This is a genomic window from Henriciella pelagia (assembly GCF_002088945.1).
Taxonomy (GTDB): Bacteria; Pseudomonadota; Alphaproteobacteria; order Caulobacterales; family Hyphomonadaceae; genus Henriciella; species Henriciella pelagia.
Genome location: NZ_NCSU01000011.1, coordinates 231,969 through 253,786, shown reverse-complemented (window position 1 = coordinate 253,786; position 21,818 = coordinate 231,969). Strand labels below are relative to the sequence as shown.

Annotated in this window: 20 protein-coding genes and 1 tRNA gene; 11 read left to right on the top strand and 10 right to left on the bottom strand. The window is 59.6% G+C overall.

Annotation, left to right across the window (positions count from 1 at the left end; all coding sequences use genetic code 11):
* Window positions 1–34: 34 nt before the first annotated feature.
* Window positions 35–598 (top strand): LOG family protein, encoded by a 564-nt coding sequence (locus B8746_RS10720; protein WP_084393677.1) that lies wholly within the window; start codon window positions 35–37, stop codon window positions 596–598.
* Here the strand turns inward: B8746_RS10720 and gltX are convergent.
* The 4 genes from gltX to B8746_RS10700 are packed head-to-tail and all read right to left on the bottom strand — an operon-like array spanning window position 595 to window position 5,697.
* Entirely contained in the window at window positions 595–1,938 is a 1,344-nt protein-coding gene (gene gltX / locus B8746_RS10715) for a glutamate--tRNA ligase (protein ID WP_084393676.1), read from the bottom strand. The genes B8746_RS10720 and gltX overlap by 4 nt on opposite strands.
* The gene (locus B8746_RS10710; protein ID WP_084393675.1) at window positions 1,938–3,596 is read right to left on the bottom strand and encodes an NAD+ synthase; all 1,659 of its coding nucleotides are present in this window, start codon (window positions 3,594–3,596) and stop codon (window positions 1,938–1,940) included. Before B8746_RS10710 ends, gltX begins: the two co-directional genes overlap by 1 nt.
* Window positions 3,597–3,618: 22 nt before the next feature.
* The gene (locus tag B8746_RS10705) at window positions 3,619–4,773 is read right to left on the bottom strand and encodes a DegT/DnrJ/EryC1/StrS family aminotransferase (RefSeq protein WP_084393674.1); all 1,155 of its coding nucleotides are present in this window, start codon (window positions 4,771–4,773) and stop codon (window positions 3,619–3,621) included.
* Between the two features lie 3 nt (window positions 4,774–4,776).
* On the bottom strand, window positions 4,777–5,697 hold the full coding sequence (locus tag B8746_RS10700) for a Gfo/Idh/MocA family protein (protein WP_084393673.1): 921 nt from the start codon (window positions 5,695–5,697) through the stop codon (window positions 4,777–4,779).
* 170 nt (window positions 5,698–5,867) lie between these two features.
* Between B8746_RS10700 and B8746_RS10695 the strand changes: the two genes are divergently transcribed.
* The 3 genes from B8746_RS10695 (at window position 5,868) to B8746_RS10685 (ending at window position 8,190) form a co-directional block, all read left to right on the top strand.
* A complete protein-coding gene (locus B8746_RS10695; protein WP_084393672.1) occupies window positions 5,868–6,890 on the top strand; it encodes an NADP-dependent oxidoreductase in 1,023 nt (340 codons plus the stop codon).
* A gap of 26 nt (window positions 6,891–6,916) precedes the next feature.
* On the top strand, window positions 6,917–7,828 hold the full coding sequence (locus tag B8746_RS10690; protein ID WP_084393671.1) for a hypothetical protein: 912 nt from the start codon (window positions 6,917–6,919) through the stop codon (window positions 7,826–7,828).
* A gap of 95 nt (window positions 7,829–7,923) precedes the next feature.
* Complete coding sequence (locus B8746_RS10685) at window positions 7,924–8,190, top strand: HU family DNA-binding protein (RefSeq protein ID WP_084393670.1); 267 nt, start codon at window positions 7,924–7,926, stop codon at window positions 8,188–8,190.
* A 15-nt stretch (window positions 8,191–8,205) separates the two neighbouring features.
* Here B8746_RS10685 and B8746_RS10680 read toward each other — a convergent pair whose 3' ends face one another.
* Together B8746_RS10680 and B8746_RS10675 are read right to left on the bottom strand one after the other, a co-directional pair.
* Window positions 8,206–9,591 (bottom strand): MATE family efflux transporter, encoded by a 1,386-nt coding sequence (locus B8746_RS10680; protein WP_084393669.1) that lies wholly within the window; start codon window positions 9,589–9,591, stop codon window positions 8,206–8,208.
* A 14-nt stretch (window positions 9,592–9,605) separates the two neighbouring features.
* Window positions 9,606–10,985, bottom strand: a complete 1,380-nt coding sequence (locus B8746_RS10675) for a class II 3-deoxy-7-phosphoheptulonate synthase (protein WP_084393668.1) — start codon at window positions 10,983–10,985, stop codon at window positions 9,606–9,608.
* 136 nt (window positions 10,986–11,121) lie between these two features.
* Between B8746_RS10675 and B8746_RS10670 the strand changes: the two genes are divergently transcribed.
* Entirely contained in the window at window positions 11,122–12,432 is a 1,311-nt protein-coding gene (locus B8746_RS10670) for an AAA family ATPase (protein ID WP_084393667.1), read from the top strand.
* Here B8746_RS10670 and gor read toward each other — a convergent pair.
* From gor to glmU, 3 genes are read right to left on the bottom strand one after another with little or no spacing between them, the layout of a single operon-like run.
* On the bottom strand, window positions 12,429–13,829 hold the full coding sequence (gor, locus tag B8746_RS10665) for a glutathione-disulfide reductase (protein WP_084393666.1): 1,401 nt from the start codon (window positions 13,827–13,829) through the stop codon (window positions 12,429–12,431). The genes B8746_RS10670 and gor overlap by 4 nt on opposite strands.
* 57 nt (window positions 13,830–13,886) lie before the next feature.
* A complete protein-coding gene (rpiA, locus tag B8746_RS10660) occupies window positions 13,887–14,585 on the bottom strand; it encodes a ribose-5-phosphate isomerase RpiA (protein WP_084393665.1) in 699 nt (232 codons plus the stop codon).
* Between the two features lie 12 nt (window positions 14,586–14,597).
* Window positions 14,598–15,953, bottom strand: coding sequence for a bifunctional UDP-N-acetylglucosamine diphosphorylase/glucosamine-1-phosphate N-acetyltransferase GlmU (gene glmU / locus B8746_RS10655; protein WP_084393664.1), 1,356 nt, complete (start codon window positions 15,951–15,953; stop codon window positions 14,598–14,600).
* Between the two features lie 77 nt (window positions 15,954–16,030).
* Between glmU and B8746_RS10650 the strand changes: the two genes are divergently transcribed.
* Window positions 16,031–16,714, top strand: coding sequence for an HAD hydrolase-like protein (locus B8746_RS10650; RefSeq protein WP_084393663.1), 684 nt, complete (start codon window positions 16,031–16,033; stop codon window positions 16,712–16,714).
* Here the strand turns inward: B8746_RS10650 and B8746_RS10645 are convergent.
* The gene (locus B8746_RS10645) at window positions 16,711–16,959 is read right to left on the bottom strand and encodes a hypothetical protein (RefSeq protein WP_084393662.1); all 249 of its coding nucleotides are present in this window, start codon (window positions 16,957–16,959) and stop codon (window positions 16,711–16,713) included. The genes B8746_RS10650 and B8746_RS10645 overlap by 4 nt on opposite strands.
* Before the next feature lie 503 nt (window positions 16,960–17,462).
* Between B8746_RS10645 and B8746_RS10640 the strand changes: the two genes are divergently transcribed.
* The 5 genes from B8746_RS10640 to B8746_RS10620 all read left to right on the top strand — a co-directional run bounded on the left by B8746_RS10640 (window position 17,463) and on the right by B8746_RS10620 (window position 21,817).
* Window positions 17,463–17,537: transfer RNA gene (locus tag B8746_RS10640), tRNA-Val, on the top strand.
* 298 nt (window positions 17,538–17,835) lie between these two features.
* Window positions 17,836–18,543 carry a lysophospholipid acyltransferase family protein gene (locus B8746_RS10635; protein WP_084393661.1) on the top strand — a complete coding sequence of 236 codons (708 nt, stop codon included), beginning with the start codon at window positions 17,836–17,838 and terminating at the stop codon, window positions 18,541–18,543.
* A 45-nt stretch (window positions 18,544–18,588) separates the two neighbouring features.
* A complete protein-coding gene (locus B8746_RS10630) occupies window positions 18,589–19,860 on the top strand; it encodes a 3-deoxy-D-manno-octulosonic acid transferase (protein ID WP_084393660.1) in 1,272 nt (423 codons plus the stop codon).
* Complete coding sequence (lpxK, locus tag B8746_RS10625; protein WP_095380869.1) at window positions 19,857–20,867, top strand: tetraacyldisaccharide 4'-kinase; 1,011 nt, start codon at window positions 19,857–19,859, stop codon at window positions 20,865–20,867. Before B8746_RS10630 ends, lpxK begins: the two co-directional genes overlap by 4 nt.
* Window positions 20,864–21,817: a lysophospholipid acyltransferase family protein gene (locus B8746_RS10620; RefSeq protein WP_084393659.1), complete on the top strand. Its 954-nt coding sequence runs from the start codon at window positions 20,864–20,866 to the stop codon at window positions 21,815–21,817. Before lpxK ends, B8746_RS10620 begins: the two co-directional genes overlap by 4 nt.
* Window position 21,818: the final 1 nt, after the last annotated feature.

The window sequence follows — 21,818 nt, the reverse complement described above, 5'->3', positions numbered from 1 at the left end:
TAAATGCCCGGTGGATTACACGATAGGAAATTGAATGCCCAAGCTGAAATCGATCTGCGTCTATTGCGGCTCTTCAAATGAAGTGAAGCCGGGCTATCTGGAACTTGCGCGTGCACTGGGACGCCAGATGGCGCAGAAGGATCTGCGCCTCGTCTATGGTGGTGGCGGTGTTGGCCTGATGGGGGCCTGCGCCCGCGCGGTCCACGAAGCCGGCGGCGAGGTGCTCGGTGTCATGCCGCGCTTCCTGCTTCAGAAAGAGCGCGTGTTCGAAGACGTTGAGCACGTCATCGTGGATGACATGCACACCCGCAAACAGATGATGTTCGATGAATCGGACGCGTTCATTGTCCTGCCCGGTGGCATCGGCACGCTTGAAGAAGCCGTCGAGATGCTCAGCTGGGCACGCCTGGGCCTTCACGCCAAACCGATGGCCTTCCTTGACGAGGACGGATTTTGGTCACCTTTCTTCGAACTGATGGATCACATCATCGAAGGCAAGTTCACACCGGAAGAGTTCAAGTCCTGCCTTGTCCATGTGAGTACGCCAGAGGCAGCAATCGCGGCGCTCAATGACCGGATCGTGGTGATGAACGATTAGGCGCGCGACAGACGCCGTTCAATTGCTTCCCGGCCGATTAGTGGAAGGATCGTGCCCATGTCGGGTCCGTGTTCCTGACCGGTCAGGGCCTTGCGCAACGGCATGAAAAGCCCTCGCCCCTTACGCCCGGTCTTCTCTTTCAGCGCGCTAGTCCAGTCGCCCCAGGACTCACCCGTCACCTCACCAGCCGGCAGCAGCATCTTCGCTTCGGCAATGAAGGCGGCATCTTCATCATCAATCAGGGATTCGATGCGGCCATAGGCGATGTCGGCGAAGGGCTTTGCATCCTGCACGGTCTGACAATTCTCACGCACAGCCATCCAGAACGCCTCATTCGCAGCCTCTGGGGATATTGCCGCAAGCTGATCCTTTACGGCATCGAACGACATGGCGTGAACCAGTGTTGCGTTCAGTGCAAGCAGGTCGCGCTCATCAAACTTGGCTGGCGCACGGCCAATCTTCGAAAAGTCGAAATCGGCGGCGAGCGCATCAAGCGTCTCACGCACCTCAATATTGTCAGACGTGCCGAGCTTGGCCAGCAGCGACAGGATTGCCATCGGCAGGATACCGCGTCCATTCAGCGTCCCCATGTCCAGAGACCCCAGACGCTTCGAGAACGCCCCACCTTCAGCATCCACCAGGAGCGGTGTGTGCGCCATCTCGGGTGCAGTCCCGCCGAGCGCTCTGAAGATCTCGATCTGCGCGCCTGAATTGGTCACATGGTCCTCGCCGCGCACCACATGCGTGATGCCGGCGTCGATATCATCGACGACGGAAGGCAGCGTGTAGAGATAGGAGCCGTCCTCACGGATGAGGACCGGGTCGGAAACGCTCGACGTGTCAATGCTCTGAGGCCCGCGGACGAGGTCCTTCCATTCGACACGATTGCCGGACAGCTTGAACCGCCAGTGCGGCTTGCGGCCTTCGGCTTCCAGCTTCGCCTTTTCTTCGTCGGACAGGTTCAGCGCCGACCGGTCATAGACGGGCGGACGTCCCCGCGAGAGCGCAATCTTGCGCTTGCGGTCCAGCTCGTCTGCTGTCTCATACGCCGCATAAAGCAGGCCCATCTCGCGCAGCTTGTCCGCCGCCGCATCATACTGCGCAAACTTGCCAGACTGGTTGAACGTGTCATCCCATTCCAGCCCGAGCCATGTGAGGTCCGCCTTGATCTGATCCTCATAGGCCTTCGTCGAACGCTCAGTATCCGTATCGTCGACGCGCAGAATGAACTTGCCACCCTGCCCTTTCGCGAACAGCCAGTTGATCAACGCCGTGCGGACATTGCCGACATGCAGCTTGCCGGTCGGCGATGGAGCGAATCTAACGATGGGAGAAGTCATCAATCATCCCTGAAACGGTTGGTAATCGGATAGCGCCGGTCGCGGCCAAAATTCTTGCCACCGACCTTCACGCCGGGCGGCGCCTGCCTACGCTTGTATTCGGCAAGATACAAGAGATGCTCGATCCGCTTTACAGTTGCCTCATCATGGCCGCGCGCCATGATATCGCGAATGTCTTCTTCCTCATCGACCAGCCCGCGCAGTATATCGTCGAGCTTGTCATATGGCGGCAACGAATCCTCGTCCTTCTGGTCCTCACGCAGTTCAGCAGAAGGCGGCTTCGTAATGATCCGCTCCGGAATCACTTCGCCTTTCGGCCCGAGCGCACCAGACGGATGGTTGAGGTTGCGCCACTTGCAGAGCTCAAAGACTTCCGTCTTGTAGAAATCCTTCAGCGCATTGTAGCCGCCGCACATGTCGCCATAGAGCGTCGCATAGCCGACCGCCATTTCAGACTTGTTGCCGGTCGTGACGACCATGTGGCCGAACTTGTTCGACAGCGCCATCAAGGTCACGGCCCGAAGACGCGACTGGATGTTCTCTTCTGTCGTGTTCGGCTGAGTTTCGGCAAACTGCTCGGCCAGCATCTCATCCAGCGCATTCACACCCGGCCGGATATTGATGATGTCATAACGCGCGCCGAGGGCTTCGGCGCAGGCCTTCGCGTCTTCAAGACTATCGGACGATGTATATTTCGATGGCAGCATCACGCACCAGACGCGGTCCGCGCCCAGCGCATCCACGGCAATCGCTGCCGTCAGCGCGCTGTCGATCCCGCCGGACATGCCGAGAACGACGCCCGGAAACCTGTTCTTGTTGACATAGTCGCCGAGCGCCAGCATCGCCGCGCGGTATTCCATATGCCAGCCATCATGATCGAGCCGGCAGCCCTTATCCTTCAGGATCAGCTTTCGCGCCTCGAGATCGAACTCGACAATCTCCGTGCCCGTCACGAATTGCCCGACAAGCCCGCAGCGTTCCGCATGCGTTGTATTGGTCGCGTAGGACGCTCCATCGAACACAAGCTCATCCTGCCCGCCAACCTGGTTGACGAAAAGGTAGGGCATTCCAAGCCGGCTCCACCGGTCAAAGGCTTCAGCGCGCTGCTGATGAATGCTGCGGCGCCAGGGAGACCCATTCGGAATGACAAGGAGTTCAGCGCCCGCTGCCCGCGCCGCATTCGGCACCCGCTCGAACCAGACATCCTCGCAGATGGCGAGACCGATCTTCACCCCCTTCACCTCGATGATGACGGCCGGTGAGCGTCCCTTGGTGAAGAGGCGTTGCTCGTCAAAGACACCGTAATTCGGCAATTCCTGCTTGTCGTAGCGCGCGCCTATCTTGCCGCCGGTACAGAATAGAGCGGAATTGTACAGCCCGCCATCGTCCGCCCACGGCGAACCAATTACAAAGTCAGGAAGACCGGCGCTCTCTTCGGCGATCTGTTTCACCGCCTTCATGCAGTCTTCAACCGCGCTCGGCTTCAGCACGAGGTCTTCAGGCGGATATCCCAGCAGGAACATCTCCGGAAAGACGACGAGATCAGCGCCTCTGTCTGCGCCTTCCTTCAGCGTCGCGCGTGCCATTTCCAGATTGCCGTCAATATCTCCGACAATCGGATTGAGCTGCGCGACCAGTATCTTCAGCGTGTCTGCCATGGCGCTGACTTAAGGTGCGTTTTCAGCGCTGCAAAGCCCCCAGAAGTGCGTCGCAGACGCGATGGACCTGATCTTCAGACAGATAAGGGTGCATCGGCAGGCTCAGAACCTCCCGAGACGCCTTCTCGCATTCCGGCAGTCCGCGCGCAGGCGCGAACTGTTCAAAGGCCGGCATCTGGTGGATCGGCGTGTCGTAATAGATTGCGGTCGGAACGCCAGCGTCCTGCAGTTTCGCGCGAATCGCGTCGCGGTCTGGTACACGCACCGTGTAAAGCCCGTATGCGTGCTCATCGGCCTGCGAGGCAGTCTGGCCCTCCACCTTGCCCTCGAGGCGCTGATTATAGATCGACGCGGCCGTGATACGGCGTTGGCGCTCACCCTCGAAGATGCCGAGCTTTTCCGCCACGACCGCACACTGGATCGAGTCGCAACGGCCATTGATCCCGACCCGGATCGATTCCTTGCGATTGTCACCCGTCCCGTGCCAGCGGATCGAGCGAAGCAAATCGCCCATCTCCTTGTCACGCACCAGGATCGCGCCGCCGTCGCCATAACCGCCAAGCGTCTTGGTCGGGTAGAAGCTGGTCGCGGTAATCTCTGCGAGCGTGCCGAGCCATTTGCCGTCCTGCTTTGCACCGAAGGCCTGCGCACCGTCGCCCACAATGACGAGCCCATGCGCATCAGCGACCTCCTGAATGGCCTTGTAGTCAGCGGCGAGACCATAAAGGTCGACAGGGATGACAGCTCGCGCGCGAAGGTTGCGCGTGCCTTTCACGCGCTGGATTTTCCGCTCCAGGTCCTCAACGTCCATGTTGAATGTGTTCGGATCGATATCGACCAGGACGGGGGTCGCACCGGCAAGCAACACAGCATTCGCCGTCGCATTGTACGTGAAGCCAGGAATGAACACCGCGTCGCCATGACCGTAACCAAGCGCGATCAGCGGCATGACCAGCGCCTGCGTCCCGGAGCCCACAGCAACAGCGTCCGCAGCCCCTGTAAACTCGCACAGTTTCTGTTCGCACTCATCGACTTCCGGTCCGCCGATATACCGGCCATGATCGAGGATGGTCAGCCAGCGCTGCTCGAGTGCCGGACGGATCGAGGCCTGCTGGGCCTTGAGGTCAAAGAACTGGATCGGCGCATCGCCGGGAAGTGCATTAAGGGCAGCGGCCATGGTTCAGGCTCCAATCTTCTCTAGGGCGGACTGTTCGACTTGTTCGGCAAGCCGCACCGCTTCGGCAGCTTCACGTCCGGGTATAGGGGTTTCACGCTCGCCAAGACATGCGGCGAAGAAGGCTTCATCGGCCGCGCCAAGCGGGTCCGGCAGACTGCCCGAAATGTCAGCCTCGATAACATGGCGCGTGGAATTTTCGACCTTGCGGGTCAGGAAATCCACATGGATCGAGCCGGACGGATAGGTCACCGTCATGTTCCGGCGTCGCTCCGGAGCGGCACGGCTCGCCGAAACTCTTGCCGTTCTCGCATCGTCGAAGACCAGGCGCGCGTCGGCCTGATCGATATGTTCCGTATGGTGAATCTGCCCGCGTCCCGTCGCCGTCGCACCGCCTCCCATCAGGCGCGCGACCAGATCAAGGTCATGGGTCATCAGGTCCCAGATTACCGAGACGTCCCCGGCCCGCCCATCCGGTGCTGGCGGGCCCTCGCGCACCGCCTCGATTGAGAGCGGCGCCTCGGCAATATCGAAGAATCCCATTGCCTCCAGAACCAGTCTCTCCTGATGGCCGACCTGCAACACAAGCGACTTGTCGTCGGCAATTCTGGCCAGTTCGAGCGCAGCCTCTCCGGTAAGCGCAAGCGGCTTTTCAACCAGCACATGCAGACCGGCCGTAAGCGCCTTGCGCACGACATCCGCATGATAGGTCGCCGGGCACGCGACAACCAGAGCATCGCTTGCGCCGTGCAGGTCTTCCTCGCTCTTGAAGGCGGGCACGCCGTGTTTATCCGCCAGTACTGTCGCGCGATCCGTATCGGGATCAAACACGCCTGCAAATACGGCACGTCCCGATGCAGCTGCCTTGCCGGCATGATATCCGCCGAATACGCCTGCGCCGACCAGCCCCACTTTCAGAGATGACATTGGATACTCCACCTTGCTGGGCTTCCCTTCGCACCGGTTTGCACACGAGAACAAGCCTGCCGGACATACAAGCCGATCAAAGAGTCTTGCGAATTCTTTCGCCGGACCCTTCACAGGATACGCGCCGCAGCCCATGTGTCTGGCCATAGATAAACCAGGAGGACACTTGAATGGCTACACAGAAATCAAAGCAATGGGCGCTCGCAGCGCGCCCGGTCGGCATGCCGAAACTTTCGGATTTCGCCATGAGCGAAGCCGAAGCAACCGATCCGAAGGATGGCGAGATTCAGGTTCGCAATAGCTGGATGTCGGTCGATCCTTACATGCGAGGCCGCATGTATGACCGCGAAAGCTACGTGCCCCCGTTCCAGATTGGAGAGACGCTGACAGGCGGCGCCGTAGGCAAGGTCACCGCCTCTGCTCACCCTGACTACGCCGTCGGCGACCTTGTCACGTCCATGGCAGGCTGGCGCGAAGCGTGGACTGCGGCTCCAGATGCCATGATGGCGAACAAGGTTCCGCAAACGGGGCTGCCCGACTCCGCCCTTCTCGGCGTCGCGGGGATGCCGGGACTGACCGCCTATGCCGGACTTCTCCGCGTCGCGGCGCTCAAGGAGGGCGACACGGTCTTTGTATCAGGCGCGGCAGGCGCTGTCGGCTCCACCGTCGTCCAGATCGCCAAGATCAAGAAGTGCACTGTCATCGGATCGGCAGGCGGCACGGAAAAATGCAATCTCGTCAAGTCACTGGGCGCCGATGCTGTCATCGACTACAAACAGCATAATTCCTACGAATCCCTCCTCGGTGCGCTGAAAGCAGCAGCACCAAAAGGGATTGACGTTTACTTCGACAATGTCGGCGGCGACCACCTTGAAGCGGCCATCGAATGCGCTCGCCCCATGGCCCGTTTTGCTGAATGCGGCATGATCAGCCAGTATAACGCGACCGAACCCACGCCGGGGCCTCGAAACATTATACAGGTGGTTGGCAAGCAACTGTCGATTCGGGGCTTCATCGTGTCGACCCATGCTGATATGCAGCCGCAATTCCTGCAAGACATGGCAGGCTGGATCCAGTCAGGCCAGATGAAATTCGAGGAAACCGTCATGGAGGGGATCGAAGCCGCTCCAGAAGCTTTCCTTGGTCTCTTCCAGGGTCGCAACAAGGGCAAGATGCTCGTCAAGCTGGGCTAGCCGGCACATTACGATTGAGGTTGGGGATGGCACGGCTTTTCGATGCCTACATCATTGTTGACTGGAGCGCGGCCAGCAAACCTGCGCAGGGTGCCAATTCGATCTGGATTGGCGCCCTCGCGCGGGATGCTCGACTGAAATTCCAGTTTCAGGCGGCCAACCCCTCCACTCGTCTCAAGGCGCGCGACATGATTGCCAGCCTCGCCGAGCGTTTTACGGCGCGCGGCGACAAGGTGCTTGTCGGTTTTGACTTCAGCCTTGGCTATCCCGCCGGCACCGCTAAGGCAGCCGGGCTGGAAAAGGCGGGTGAGCCCGCCTGGAAAAGCATGTTCAATCACCTTTCTTCCAAGCTGAAGGACAAGGAAGACAACTCCAATCGGCGGTTCGCGATTGCCGCCGGGATCAATTACGCAATCTCGAAAGGGCCTCAGCCTTTCTGGGGTGCTCCGGCTCGCGACCAGATTACGACGCTTTCCGGCAAGAAGGGTGATTTTGCAGAATTACCTCTCGCCGAATACCGCATTGCTGAGGCCTATGTTCGAAAGACCTTCAAGGCAAAGCCGAAATCGGTCTGGCAACTCTATGGGGCGGGTTCGGTCGGCAGTCAGTCGCTCTTGGGCATTCCGACTGTGAACGCGCTCTCGGAAATGCTTCCGAATTCGAAGGTCTGGCCATTCGAAACCGGGCTTCAGCCGCTGGACAGCGAGGCCCTTGATGGGACCGATATCGTCTTCGCGGAAATTTATCCATCCTTGGTAGAGGTTCGCCCGGAAGCAGGCGAAGTGATCGACCAGGCTCAGGTTCGCGCACTCGCCCACCATTATTACAGTCTCGACGAGGCTGGCAAACTGGGCCCGCTATTTGGTCCTCCCGCAGGGCTGGAAAGCACGGAAATTGCGCAAATAACCACAGAAGAAGGCTGGATTCTGCTGAAATAGCCCGTGGCTATTGGGTTTTCGGGCTATTTACCCCTTCCGAATCGTGTAGAAGACACAAGCGGCAAGACATCGCCGTAAGCTAAAAGGAGAGCCCAATGAACAAGGGTGAACTTACAAAAGCCGTCGCAGAATCTGCTGGCATGTCTCAAGCAGACGCCGGCAAGGCGGTAGACGCAGTTTTTGACACCATCTCAGGTGCGGTGAAGAGCCGGAAGCAGGTGGCAATCGCCGGCTTCGGCACGTTCCACGCAAAAACCCGTGGCGCACGCGAGGGTCGTAACCCAGCAACGGGCGAAACGATCCAGATTCCTGAGAAGACATCAGGCGCTTTCAAGCCAGCTTCGGCTCTGAAAGACATCTAAGCTTCCTGACTAATCTTAGATCACTTGGCGGCGCGTCGGTTTCAACCGGCGCGCCGCTGTCATTTCCAGCAGCATGGTCTGCATCAGCCCTGCAAAGAGCGATGCAATCAGAACAGCCTGCATCATGCCCATGGCTCCACCGTCCTGCACCATACCGAGATACCAGGCCAGTGGCAGCATAATGACGAAATACGAGCCGAGGTGAATGAAAGTCGGCGGCCAGATCACATTCTGCGCCCGCATCGCCATGGACGCGACATTCTGCAAGCCGTCAAACACGATCACCAACGAGGTGAACCCGATAATCGGAACGAGCGCTTCATGGATGGCGACGCCGGCAATCTCCGCATCCGATTTGATGAGGATCGAGGCGAGCGGCACCTGGAAAATCCAGACCAGCGCGCCGAGGGCAATACCAATCATCACCGTCGCCACGACGCCCAGACGCGACGCTTCGCGCACCTGATCGGTATTCTTCCTGCCATAGGCCTCCGCCACGCGCACGCTGGTCGCTGTTCCAAGACCGAGAAACGCCATGAAGCAGAAGCCGATCACATGCACCGCCATGCCATAGATCGTGTTCACAGCCGTGCTGATCAGCGTTGCGATAATAAAGGTCGAATTGAACCCGCCCCACTCGGCCACGTTTGACACGGCCGTGCCATAGCCGACTGAAAACTGCCGCTTCGCCTCCCTTGGAGGGCCATCAGCCGACGGCCTGAATGCCGGCGTCAGCTTCCAGACAGCCACGAGAAAGAAGATGACCAGCACCCAGCGCGTACCCGTCGTCGCAATGGCAACACCGTCCGCGCCCATCTTGGGCATGCCCCACCAGCCGGCGACAACAGCGAGGTCGATGACAAGATTTATGATCACGCCGGCATACATGATTGCCGTGACAATCAGGGGACGCCGCAAGGCTTCAAGGTAAGATCCGGCCACATGCGTCAGCATATGGCCGATCAGCCCGATGGCGAGAATGCGCGTGACGGAAGCAGTGCCCTCTGCCACATGTGCTTCAAATCCGAACATCCGGAACATGGGCCCCGCAATCAGCAGGATGAGCAGTGTCAGGACCGCTCCGAACCACAGCGAAAACCTCACCCCTCGCCTGAAAATGCGGCCGCTATTGTGCGCGTTGCCGACACCGGCCAGCTCTGCCGTCAGGACGGATACGCCCATTAGCAGGCCCATGGTCAGGCCCAGAGATACACCAATTGGCAGCCACGAGTTCAGGACAAAGGGCAACTCTCCCGGCGCGTTCTGGCCAAGTACGATCACGTCCGTCAGGCCCATCAGCATCATCGCGGCGCGCGAGACAGCGATCGGCCCTGACAGCCGCAATAGGTCTGCAATGTCGGATGGCCTCGCCCAGGCGGGCCAGACCCGCCTGCGACGCATGGCTCGTCTCCCTCTTAGCTCGCGGCGCGCGTCTCAGCGCTGACGGCGGCTTTCATGTGCTGGAGCTTCTCTGCGATCAGGAAGGCCAACTCAAGCGCTTGTTCGCCATTCAGACGAGGATCGCAGTGAGTGTGGTATCGAGACGACAGGTCCGCTTCGGAAATCGCCTGAGCTCCGCCAATACATTCGGTGACATCCTGTCCGGTCATCTCGAAATGGACACCGCCCGGATAACAACCTTCCGATGACACGATTTCGATGAACTGACGCACTTCGGACAGGATCCGGTCAACCGGACGTGTCTTGAAGCCGCTATCGGTCTTCAGCGTGTTGCCGTGCATCGGATCGCAAGACCAGACGACATTCCGCCCGCTCTTCTTGACCGCCCGCACGAGCGGCGGAAGCCCTTCCTTGACACCTTCAGACCCGAAACGGGCGATCAGAGTGATCCGCCCAGCCTCGTCCTTTGGATTGAGCGTCTCGATGAGGCGCACAAGTTCGTCTGTCTCCATGCCGGGTCCGCACTTGATACCAAGCGGGTTGCGGATGCCCTTGCAGAACTCGACATGCGCATGGTCGACCTGGCGCGTGCGATGACCGATCCAGAGCATGTGCGCCGAGGTGTCATACCAGTCGCCAGACGTTGAATCGACGCGCGTCATGGCCTCTTCAAAGCCGAGCAGCAACGCCTCATGCGAGGTGTACACATCGACCTGCGCCATCTGCGGCACCGTCTTCGAGTTCACGCCACATGCATTCATGAAGGACAGCGCGTCCGAAATGCGATCGGCCAGCGCCTCGTAACGCTCGCCCTGGGGTGAGCGGTCCACAAAGCCGAGCATCCAGCGATGCACGTTGGCGAGGTCAGCGTAGCCACCCTGCGAAAAGGCGCGAACGAGGTTCAGCGTCGAGGCCGCCTGGGAATAGCTTTTGATCAGCCTCTCCGGGTCTGGAAGCCGGGCTTCCTCAGTGAAATCCATGCCATTGATATTGTCACCGCGATAGGATGGCAGTGTGACACCATCAATCGTTTCGGTCGGAGACGAGCGCGGCTTCCCGAACTGGCCCGCGAGGCGTCCAACCTTCACGACGGGTTTGGACGCCGCGAATGTCAGCACCACCGCCATCTGCAGCATCACGCGCAGCGTGTCGCGAATATTGTCGGCACTGAATTCCTTGAAGCTCTCAGCGCAGTCGCCGCCCTGCAGCAGGAAGGCATCGCCCGCCGCAACAGATGCCAATTGTTGCTTGAGCTTGCGCACCTCGCCAGCAAACACCAGCGGCGGAAACGCTTTCAGGCGGGTTTCCACGTCAGCAAGCGCCGCAACATCCGGATAATCTTCCGGAATATGTTTGGCAGGCTTTGCTCTCCAGCTGCTTGGTGTCCAGGTCATGTCTCTACTCCTCAGGCGCGCGTCTTAATCATAATGGCGGCTGTCGCACAAGTTTTACCACATTTCTTGGGCAGTTTGTGTGGCGGAATCACCACCTTTGCCGTACCCAGAGAGCCAAAAGAAAGCGGAACCTCCCATGTCGCACGCCTTCATCGTCCACGGTCTGAAAGATGTCGACAGCCTTCTGAAAGTGCATGAAGCGCTGCGCCAGGCAGGCGTGCCGGTCTGGTATGACGCGCCTGGCGCGGACACCGAGGAAAGTCGCGCCACCATATCGGAGGCGATCGACAAGGCCTTCGCCATGATTGTGCTCGTATCAGCAAGCAGCGTGCGTTCACGCGAAGCACAAGGCCAGATCGAGCGCGCCATTGCTCGCGGCACCACCATCTTCCCGTTTCGTACCGACAATGCCCGCCTATCAGGTGTCTTCAAGAAAGAGCTCGCCAGCAGTCTGACGACCGGCCTGATGGACGAAGGCGGTCTCGAAAAGCTGGTCAGTGATGTGCGCCGCCGATATCGCCGAAAATGCCCGGTCCTTTCAGTGATGAACCTCAAAGGCGGCGTCGGAAAGACCACCATATCCTCACAGGTCTTTGGTGCCTGGCAGGCCACGCTTGGCGGACGCGTTCTGCTGATCGACCTCGACCCCCAGTACAATCTCACCCAGACCTTCTTCGACATGGAAGCGGCCGACCGCAGCGCCATCAGCGACAAGTCCGTCATTTCACTGTTCGAGAGAAGCCGCCTGCATGCGAGCGATGCTACCTCTCCCGCCGAAACGTGGAGCAGCCTCTCTGTCGAGCCTTTCCCGGCGCCCGCCCCTGAAGAGATTGCGCATCCGCTCATGGAGGAAGGCGCGCCGGGCGGTGTCCTGGACCTGATTTCCGGCCAGTTTGAAATATCCAAATACGCCTTCGCGACGGACGCCGCTGCGCTTGCGGCCATTCGCGATAATTTCCTGCGCATGATCGACCACCTGCGCAGCGCCTATGATCTCATCGTGTTCGATACCAACCCCAATGCGACCTTCCTCACCAAATGCGCCCTTGAGGCCAGCGACCGCGTCATCGCGCCCATGCATCCGGACATGTATTCCCTGCGCGGCGTAAAGCTGCTCAATCTGGTCCTGAACGAGCAGATTGCAGAGGACGTACGCCCGGCCCTGTCGGTTCTCTTCAACCGGGTTGCCCGCAACGAACAGTCATCCTTCGAGGCCGATGCCCGCAATGGCGCGCACGACCAGCGGGCAGGCTTCAAGCTGTCCGAAGCTCTGCTTCAACATGCAGTGCCAAAAAGTGGACATCTCACGGTCCGCGCGCCAGAGCCGGATGAGGCGCCGTGGAAAAGCCTGGTCATCCACAAGGGACGCGGCGGTGGCCTGAAAGCCGTCCGCGAGGCCCTGAAGGCCTCAGCGAATGAGATCCATGATCTGGTGGCTGCGCCTTAGGCCGGTTCGACTTCCGGCACCCATTTCTGGCGAAGCGTCACAATCTCCTCGGCGATGGTCGGATGGACGGCGCAAGTGCGATCAAAATCAGCCTTTGTGGCCCCCATCTTCACGGCAACGCCGATCATCTGGATCATCTCGCCGGCATCCGGGCTGACAATATGAACGCCGACCACTTTCTGGTCATCCTGCTTGACGACAAGCTTGATGAGGACACGCTCTGTCTTTTCGAGAAGTGCGCCCTTCATCGGCTTGAAACGCGTCTTGTAGATGTCCACGTCGCCGAATGCCTTGCGGGCCTGCGCCTCTGTCATACCCACTGTGCCAACTTCCGGCTGGACGAATACGGCCGAGGCGACATTGTCATGGTCAAAGGACCACTCATTGTCCCCAAACAGACTGTCAGAAAAGGCATGGCCTTCGCGGATGGCGACCGGGGTCAGCGCAATCCGGTCAGTAACATCGCCAACCGCAAAGATGTTCGGCACACTCGTGCGCGAGGCATCATCGACGATGACGGCGCCCTTCTGCTCGAGTTCGACCCCCGCCTTGTCACATCCAAGGCCACGGGTTGAGGGACGACGGCCAACTGCCATGACGATCACGTCCGCCATGATTTCCGTCTCATCGCTCAACGCCACCTTATAGGGGCAAATTTCGCCTTCAACCTCATCGATCCGGTCGAAGATGCAATTGGTGATGACGCGTACGCCCGCCTCCTTGAGGCCCTCATGCACGGCTGTGCGAACATCATAGTCAAACCCGTTGAGGACAGTGTCCCCGCGATAGACGAGACAGGTCTCGACTCCGAGACCGGCAAATACATGCGCAAATTCGCACGCGATATAACCGCCGCCGGCAATCACGATACGCTTCGGCAGCGCCTTCAACTGGAAGATCTCGTTCGAGGTAATTGTGTGTTCAACGCCCGGAAGCTCATCAGGCGATGGTCGCCACGGCTCTCCTCCCGTCGCGATCAGGATCTTGTCGACGGTGAAGGATTTGCCTGTCTCTTTCAGCAACACCTTGTTCGGTCCATCCAATTCGGCACGCTCTTCAAAAACCTCTACGCCAGCATTGGCGAGATTGCGCATATAGATGGCCGAAAGGCGGTCGACCTCAGCATGCATGTTCGACATGAATCTCGGAAAATCAAAGCCGGCCTCCTCGACCTTCCAGCCATACTGCGCCGCTTCATTGATCTTCTTGCCGTAGTCGCTCGCATAGACCATGAATTTCTTCGGCACGCAGCCGCGGATCACGCATGTGCCACCAATACGGTACTCCTCGGCAATCGCCACTTTCGCACCCGCCTGGGCAGCGATCCGGGCTGCGCGCACCCCGCCCGAGCCGGCTCCAATGACAAAGAGATCATAATCGTATTGCGTATCGGCCATTCGGGGCGTCCTTCGGGTGCTGTTGTCGTTGTTGCGCCCTTACATGGCCCGTAACGGTCAGTGTTCAATCACCGAAGCGCCATCTTCGTCTCCGACAATGACAGTACGTGCCATTCCGATGAACAATCCATGCTCTACGACGCCGGGGACGTTCGATAGCAGCGCAGCTGCTTTCGGCGCATCGGGAATGACCCCGCACTGGCAATCAAGAATGTAATTTCCACCATCGGTGACGAGCGGCTTGCTGCCGCCAGCGGTACGAACGTCAATCTTCGGACGAATAACACCTGCCGCTTTCAGCGCGTCGAAGACTTTCTTGGCGGTGATGGTGTAGCCGAATGGCGTCACTTCAACGGGCAACGGAAAAGCGCCGAGCACGTCCACCACTTTCGACGGGTCGGCAATCACAACCATCAGATCGCTGGCATTTGCGATAATCTTTTCCCGCAGAAGCGCCGCGCCGCCGCCTTTAATCAGTTGCGCGTCGCCATCCACCTCATCGGCTCCGTCCACGGTCAGGTGGATCCGGTCGACGTGTTCGATAGGCAGAAGCGGAACTCCGAGCGACTCGGCGAGCCGGCGCGTATCCTCACTGGTCGGAACACCTTTCACCATCAGCCCGTCAGCAATCTCTTCGGCCAGCATTTCGACGAAGAACTTCGCCGTCGAGCCCGTTCCCAGTCCGACCGTCATGCCGTCCTCGACAAACTCGATCGCTGCTGCGGCCGCATTTTCCTTTTCTTTCTCGAATGCCATCGCCCGGTACCCTTATGTCTGTGTCTGTTTCTTTTTCTCGGCCATTTCAACGCGGAAATGCGCCGCCCATCCGGCCTTCTCCACCTGCCGACCACGACCTATCGCCAACGCATCCGCAGACACGTCTTCGGTGATCACAGAGCCAGACCCTACATAGGCGCCCTTCCCGATCGACACCGGCGCAACGAGCGCACTGTTGGAGCCGACAAACGCCCCTTCGCCGATCCTGGTCGTGTATTTGAGGAAACCATCATAATTGCAGAAAATGGTTCCCGCGCCGAGATTGGCATTCGCGCCGACCTCGCCATCGCCGAGATATGCAAGATGGTTGGCCTTCGCGCCCTTGCCAACGCGCGTTTTCTTCACTTCAACGAAATTGCCGATCCGCGCACCTTCTCCAATCCTCGCACCCGGCCGAAGCCGCGCATACGGCCCAATCTGCGCGCCTTCGTCCACGATCGCTCCCTCAAGATGGCTGAACGCGCGAATGACCGCGCCACTGCGGACATGCACCCCCGGCGCGAACACGACATGCGGCTCGATGACCACATCATTCTCGATGATGGTGTCGTGGGCGAGAAAGACAGTGTCCGGCGCCGTCATGGTGACGCCTGATTCGAGCAGTTCCTGGCGCCTGCGGGACTGGAATGCGGCTTCGGCGACGGCAAGCTCGACCCGCGAATTCACCCCCATCACATCCGCTTCCTGGCAGGTCACAACCTTGCAGGTCGCGCCCTCGTCCCGCGCCAGCCCGACAATATCGGTGAGATAATACTCGCCCTTCTTGTTGTCATTGGTGACCCTGGACAGCAGGCGGAAGAGCCGGTCCGACCGCACAGCCATCACGCCTGAATTGCAAATATCGATCTTTAGCTGTTCGGGCGAGGCGTCCTTGGCCTCGACAATGGCTTCGAGCTCGTCATTACCATTTGTCACAAGGCGGCCATAGGCACCGGGCTCGCGCGCATGAAAGCCGAGCACGCCCACGCCGGTGCCCTGCTCAAGTTCTCCGAACAGCGCCTCAACCGCCGTCGACGGAATGAGCGGCGTATCGCCATAGAGGACGATGACATCGCCGGTGAACCCGGACAGTGCCGCCTCTGCAGCCCGCACGGCATGCCCTGTCCCCAGCGGAGGGTCCTGAATGGCAATGGCACTGTCACCGAGAGCCGCCGTGACATGCGACTTGAGCGCATCAGAATTAGGGCTCACAACCGTAATGATCTTCTCGCAGCCGACCCGTCTCGCCAGTTGTATCGACCAGTCGATCATGGATTGTCCGCCAACCGGATGCAGCACCTTCGGCAGGGAGGATTTCATCCGCGTCCCCTGTCCTGCGGCCAGAATGATTGCGGCTCTTTCCGACATGACTTTCCAACTCGTTCTGCTTTGACTTCTCGCCTAAACCATCTGACGAATTGATGCGAGCCATTTGGAGCAAACTGATGGAAACACGCGACCTGCAGGGCTGGACGATTGTCTTCGACCTTGATGGAACACTCGTCGACAGCGCGCCAGACCTCCACGCAGCGCTCAATCACTGCCTGATGCGCGCCGGTTTCAGACCCGTCCCTTTCGAGCTGATCAGCGGAATGATTGGCGAAGGCGCAAAGGCCATGATCCGGAAGGGGCTGGCCTATCAGAAAGTGGACAATGCGGACGCGGCCGTTGACTCACTCTGGGACGATTTTCTCGATCATTACCGGCGCAATATCTGCAATCTCAGCGAGCTTTACCCCGGCGCCGATGCCGCCCTTGCCCAGCTCGCGGATGCTGGCGCCATCTGCGCCGTCTGCACGAACAAGACGCAAGCCCTGTCGGAGGCCGTTCTGCTAGGTCTTGGCATTTCTCACCGGTTCGCGAGCATTGTCGGCGCTGATGCCGTCCCCAGCAAGAAGCCGGATGGCGACCACATTATCCAGGCGGTCCTGCGCGCGGGCGGCACAACGAACTGCGCCATCATGATTGGTGACAGCCAGACAGATGAAAAGGCAGCCCGGAATGCCGGACTGCCTTTCGTGTTTGTACCGTTTGGATACGGGCCGTCGCCGACCGATCTGTCAGAGGTCTCAGGAATATGCGAGACTTACTCTGAACTGCCCGGACTGATCCGGGCGATCATAGCCTAGGCCGCTTCAGTCGCGGCGTCGGCTGGACGATACGACGTGCGAACATCTTCCTGGGCCTTTGCAACGCGGCGACGCGGCATGCCGTTCACCATATTGCTGCGAAGGTCGGTACGGGCGCTGCGCATCGCAGGCACAAAGCCAGCATCTACGAGGTCGACGTCGACTTCATAGCCACGCTCTGCCCAGTACTCACGGATCTTTTCGCGAAGGCGTTTTGCACCTTCATTGTTACACCAGTCTTTCATTTCAATCTCTCCAGGCTAAATGAGGGGTGCTTGGAGGGGGACCTCCAGCAAACCTGCCCTTCTGTTTGCTATTTTTTTTCATAACGACAGACTCAATAACGTTCCGCCGTTCGTGACGCTTAGATGACGGCTCTTTGGGCAAATCTCAAGGGCTAATCTCGATGAAATTTGATTTAGCGACTTTTATGAACAGCTGTTCATTCTGAATATCTGTTCATCTTTGCGCGGTATTTTGCGCCATTCAGGCCTGCCTTGCGGTCGATCGCCTTCAGCCTGTTGATTTCATATGCAATAATCAAATTGTGGCAACATTTAGCTCACGTCCCCTGATTGGGCGACACTTTGACGCGAAAGATTTGACCTCTAACTTTTCGAAAAATAACTCATGCTACTTTGCATGTCTGCTTTGCACTTAAAGATACACATTGGCCCTTGCTCAGCCGCTCTGCATTCTTCGTTTGACGTGTTGAGCCTGTCTCACTATGACCGCTCCTCCTGATATCGGGCGATTAGCTCAGCGGTAGAGCACTGCCTTCACACGGCAGGGGTCACTGGTTCGATCCCAGTATCGCCCACCACCTTCAGATGGCTTGCAATATTTTGCACAAATAGGCCTAGGCGCGCTCCCCAGGTTCGCTATTCGTCACCTATCAACTGTATCGAGTATGCACGGTCCACCTCGGCACCGCCTCACACAATTGGCGCAATCTCGTCCAGCGGATACGGCAAGTAGCCCCTTACGTCTTCGAAACCTTTCCCGTCTTGAAAAACCCGGTCAGGGTGTTCTGCCACTAGGCCCTGAGCGCAGCTCAACAGGGCGCGGCTTGTTTTTGGCCTTTGCCTATTGCGACAACGCCTCCTAAAAGGACGGCTTCGATGAAATCCCTCCTGCGCCATCCGATTGTCTCGTCCGTGCTGGGCAGCCTGATCTGGGCCTATATGGTCCTGTGCGCCCGCACGATCCGCTGGACGGTGGAAGGCGAAGACAGGTTCCGTGAAGCCTGGAAGGCCGATAATGGCCTGATCGTGGCAGCCTGGCATTCGCGGATCATGTTGCTTCCAACGATCTGGAGCAGGATCGCCCGCAAGCTCCCTTCAAAGGCCCACCCCACCGCCATGTTGATATCGCTGTCACGAGATGGTGAAGCGGTCGCGAAGGCAATTGAGCACCTTGGACTGGAATCGGTCCGCGGCTCGTCCACACACAAGCGCAAACGAAAGGACAAGGGCGGGCTGGCCGCGCTCGCCAAAGCCAGCAAACGGCTTCGCGCAGGCAGCGTAATGTGCATCACGCCGGACGGACCTCGCGGCCCTGCAGAGACCGTCCAGCCCGGCCCCATCGTACTGGCCCAGCGGACGGGCGCGGCCATCGTGCCATACGCACTCGACTGCGCACCCGTAAAGCGGCTGAACACCTGGGATCGCTTCATGATACCCGTTCCGTTCGCCCGAGGGGCGATGGTCATCGGCGCCCCGATTTTCGTCGACAAGTCGCAGGAAAGCGAAGCCTCCATCCAGCAGGTCGGTTACGCCATGGAGGCCGCCTATACACGCGCGGCGGAATTGATTGGTCGTAAAGACTGACCGTTACGGGCGACGGACAGGAATTTTCCCGTTAGAAGACACGCCATGAGTCTGGGCCGAACTCTCTACCGAACTGCGACACGCGCCGTGCACCCGTTTCTAGGGTTGCTGATTTCGCACCGCGTGCGCACGGGCAAGGAAGACGGCGAACGTACCGCAGAACGCTTCGCGAAGTTTGACGCCAAGCCTGGTCCCGGGCCGGTGATCTGGATGCACGGCGCCAGTATCGGCGAGACCCGCCTGTTGCTGGCCCTGGCCGAAGCCCTGCATGAAAAGCGGCCCGAGTTCAGCTTCCTGTGCACGAGCCAGACCCGCACCTCGGCGCAGTTGGTCGCAAAATCCATCGAAAACAGCACCGCCCTGAAGGACCGCGCCATCCATCAGTTCGCGCCAATCGATGCGCCCTCGATTGCAAGGCGTTTCGTCGCCCATTGGCAACCAGCGGCGGCAGTCTTTGCCGAAGGCGAAGTATGGGCAAACCTTCTGACTGAATTACACACGGCAAACATACCGACAGCCTTGGTCAACGCCCGCATGACCGAGCGCAGCATAGCCGGCTGGCAGAAATGGCCGGGCTTTGCTCGCGAACTGTTCGGCAAGTTTGATGTCATCCTTGCCGCTGATGCGAAAACAGCCTCCGGCCTTGCCACACTCGGCGCGCAATCGGTTCTCGAGCCTGGCAACCTCAAATCCTCCCTGCCCGCCCCCACCTTCGACCCAGACGCGTTGGCACGGCTCCAGTCCCAATTCAAAGGCATGCGCCAGTGCCTTGCGGCGATCTCGACTCATTCCGAAGAAGAGGCCTTTGTTCTCGACGCTATGGACCGAATGCCCGAACGCCCCTTCTGCGTGATTGTGCCGAGGCACCCTGAACGCGCACCTGACATCATCGCGCTGCTCGAACAGCGCGGCTTCACCTATCATCAGCGCTCAACCGGCAAGCCCCCCTCCGGCCCTGTCGATGTGCTGCTCGCCGATACGCTCGGCGAAGTGGGCCTGTTCGCGGCGCTTGCCGACACCGTCTACCTCGGCGGCGGACACGCAGGCGGCATAGGTGGCCACAATCCCATTGAAATCCTGCAGACTGGTACGCCCGTGCTGACCGGCCCGGACCTCTTCAACTTCCAGGACATTGCCGCAGAACTCTCCGGCAAGGGCGGCTTTGACATCGTCGAAGCTCCACAGGATCTCGCAGACAACTTCCCGGCCGCCCAACCGACCGACGACATGCGCGCCTTCCTTAATGAACGCACGCGCAAGCCAATGGACGAGACGGTGGCGGCACTACTGAACATTCTTCCGGCGGCAAAGTCATGATGCGTTCGCCTCGCTTCTGGGACCGCGATGTCGACCCGAAATCGCGCGAGGCCGCGTCGCTGACGCGCATCCTCCTCACGCCGCTGGCAGCGATCTATGCTGGCATGACAAAGCGGCGGATCGCTCAGGCGGACCCGCACACGCTCACCATCCCTGTCATTTGTGTCGGAAACATCAGCGTGGGCGGGACCGGAAAGACCCCCGTCGCCGCCGCGCTCCGCGACCGCCTTTCCGCGCAGTTGCCGGGCGCCCGGATCGCAACGCTGTCACGCGGTTATGGCGGCTCTTCGAAGGGGCCTCTCAAGGTCGACTTCACGGTGCACACAGCCGGCGATGTCGGTGACGAAGCCCTGATGTTTTCCTGCTCCGGCGAAGCCTGGATCGGTGCGGACCGCGCGCTAGCCGGGCAAGCCATGGAACAGGACGGCGTCGATCTCATCATCATGGATGACGGTCACCAGAACCCAGGCTTGCACAAGGACCTCTCGCTGATCGTGGTTGATCGCCAGTCCGTCTTCGGCAATGGCCACGTCATTCCCAAGGGCCCCCTGCGCGAACCGGTTGCCGTCGGGCTGTCACGCGCCGATGCCATCGTGCTGACCGGATCCGGCGATATGCCCGAGGAGTTGGACGCCTGCCCCCTCCCCATCATCCAGAGCCATCTCGTGCCACGCTCCGCCAACCTGCCCAGAACTTATGTCGCCTTTGCCGGCATAGGACGCCCTGAAAAGTTCTTCAGCACACTTGAGCAATGCGGCGCCAGCATCGCCGAAACCGTGCCCTTCCCGGACCATCACGTCTACACCGACAGCGACATCACTTACCTCAAAGCGCTGGCAGAAAAGCGCGAAGCGACGCTCATTACCACCGAGAAGGATTTTGTTCGCCTGCGCGCTTCTCAACGCACAGGCATTCTAGCGTTCCCGGTGAGGGCAGAATTTGAAAATGACGACGTGTTGGACCATCTGCTGGAACCACTGGTCCAACGGGCAAGACAGGCCAAATGAGCGATACCGAACAATATATCCGCCCGACGGACATCGATGAGCGCTCCACTTTCGGCCAGCGCGTCGCCTGGCGGCTGGAAGCGATCGCCTGGGACCTGGTCTACTGGTGGCCGATGAAACTGCTCGGGCCAGACCGCGCATCCAATACTGCTGGCTGGATCGTCAAGCGTATCGCGCCGCTGCTCAGCCAGAGCAAGACCGTGAAACGCAATTTGCGCATGGCTTTTCCGGACTGGGATGAAGCCGAAGTTGATCGCGTCGCGAAAGCCAGCTGGGAGAGCGTCGGCCGCACGGCGGGCGAACTCCCTCACCTGCCAAAGATCCATCCCTATGAAGGCAACCGGGTAGAAACCGTGTACCCAGAGCGCCTCGACGCCGTCGAGAACAGCGACAATGGCGCGGTCTTCATCTCCGGCCATTTCGCGAATTGGGAAGTCATGGCCGCCGTCATCTGCCGCCGCCCGGTCGACTGCCTGGTGACCTATCGCGCGCTGAACAATCCGCACATTGACCGGCGCATCAACAAGGTGCGCCACGAATACGGGATTGGCGTTCTGACACCCAAGGGCCTCGGCACGCGTGAGCTGATGCGGGCGCTCTCGGCGGGTCGCTCTGTGGCGCTCATGAACGATCAGAAGTTCAACAAGGGCCTCGCCGCCCCTTTCTTTGGGCACGATGCCATGACGGCACCCGGCCCGGCCCGGCTCGCGCTCAAATATGATGTCCCCATCATTCCGGTCTCGACGCTACGCACGGGCCCGGCCCGGTTTCGTGTAACCATTCATGAGCCGATCCGGCCTGAACCGGGTCTTGAAGGCGACGAAGCGGTCAAGGACTGCGTCTTCAAGATTACAGAATTCATAGAGGCTGAGGTCCGCGCTAACCCAGAGCAATGGTTCTGGCAGCATCGGCGCTGGCCAAAATCCGCCTGGAAGGCCGCCGGCGTCTGAT

Bases quoted from the DNA above. Each gene is read 5' to 3' on its own strand.
- B8746_RS10720 (WP_084393677.1), top strand. From the start codon at position 35: ATGCCCAAGCTGAAATCGATCTGCGTCTATTGCGGCTCTTCAAATGAA.
- gltX (WP_084393676.1), bottom strand. From the start codon at position 1,938: ATGACTTCTCCCATCGTTAGATTCGCTCCATCGCCGACCGGCAAGCTG.
- B8746_RS10710 (WP_084393675.1), bottom strand. From the start codon at position 3,596: ATGGCAGACACGCTGAAGATACTGGTCGCGCAGCTCAATCCGATTGTC.
- B8746_RS10705 (WP_084393674.1), bottom strand. From the start codon at position 4,773: ATGGCCGCTGCCCTTAATGCACTTCCCGGCGATGCGCCGATCCAGTTC.
- B8746_RS10700 (WP_084393673.1), bottom strand. From the start codon at position 5,697: ATGTCATCTCTGAAAGTGGGGCTGGTCGGCGCAGGCGTATTCGGCGGA.
- B8746_RS10695 (WP_084393672.1), top strand. From the start codon at position 5,868: ATGGCTACACAGAAATCAAAGCAATGGGCGCTCGCAGCGCGCCCGGTC.
- B8746_RS10690 (WP_084393671.1), top strand. From the start codon at position 6,917: ATGGCACGGCTTTTCGATGCCTACATCATTGTTGACTGGAGCGCGGCC.
- B8746_RS10685 (WP_084393670.1), top strand. From the start codon at position 7,924: ATGAACAAGGGTGAACTTACAAAAGCCGTCGCAGAATCTGCTGGCATG.
- B8746_RS10680 (WP_084393669.1), bottom strand. From the start codon at position 9,591: ATGCGTCGCAGGCGGGTCTGGCCCGCCTGGGCGAGGCCATCCGACATT.
- B8746_RS10675 (WP_084393668.1), bottom strand. From the start codon at position 10,985: ATGACCTGGACACCAAGCAGCTGGAGAGCAAAGCCTGCCAAACATATT.
- B8746_RS10670 (WP_084393667.1), top strand. From the start codon at position 11,122: ATGTCGCACGCCTTCATCGTCCACGGTCTGAAAGATGTCGACAGCCTT.
- gor (WP_084393666.1), bottom strand. From the start codon at position 13,829: ATGGCCGATACGCAATACGATTATGATCTCTTTGTCATTGGAGCCGGC.
- rpiA (WP_084393665.1), bottom strand. From the start codon at position 14,585: ATGGCATTCGAGAAAGAAAAGGAAAATGCGGCCGCAGCAGCGATCGAG.
- glmU (WP_084393664.1), bottom strand. From the start codon at position 15,953: ATGTCGGAAAGAGCCGCAATCATTCTGGCCGCAGGACAGGGGACGCGG.
- B8746_RS10650 (WP_084393663.1), top strand. From the start codon at position 16,031: ATGGAAACACGCGACCTGCAGGGCTGGACGATTGTCTTCGACCTTGAT.
- B8746_RS10645 (WP_084393662.1), bottom strand. From the start codon at position 16,959: ATGAAAGACTGGTGTAACAATGAAGGTGCAAAACGCCTTCGCGAAAAG.
- B8746_RS10635 (WP_084393661.1), top strand. From the start codon at position 17,836: ATGAAATCCCTCCTGCGCCATCCGATTGTCTCGTCCGTGCTGGGCAGC.
- B8746_RS10630 (WP_084393660.1), top strand. From the start codon at position 18,589: ATGAGTCTGGGCCGAACTCTCTACCGAACTGCGACACGCGCCGTGCAC.
- lpxK (WP_095380869.1), top strand. From the start codon at position 19,857: ATGATGCGTTCGCCTCGCTTCTGGGACCGCGATGTCGACCCGAAATCG.
- B8746_RS10620 (WP_084393659.1), top strand. From the start codon at position 20,864: ATGAGCGATACCGAACAATATATCCGCCCGACGGACATCGATGAGCGC.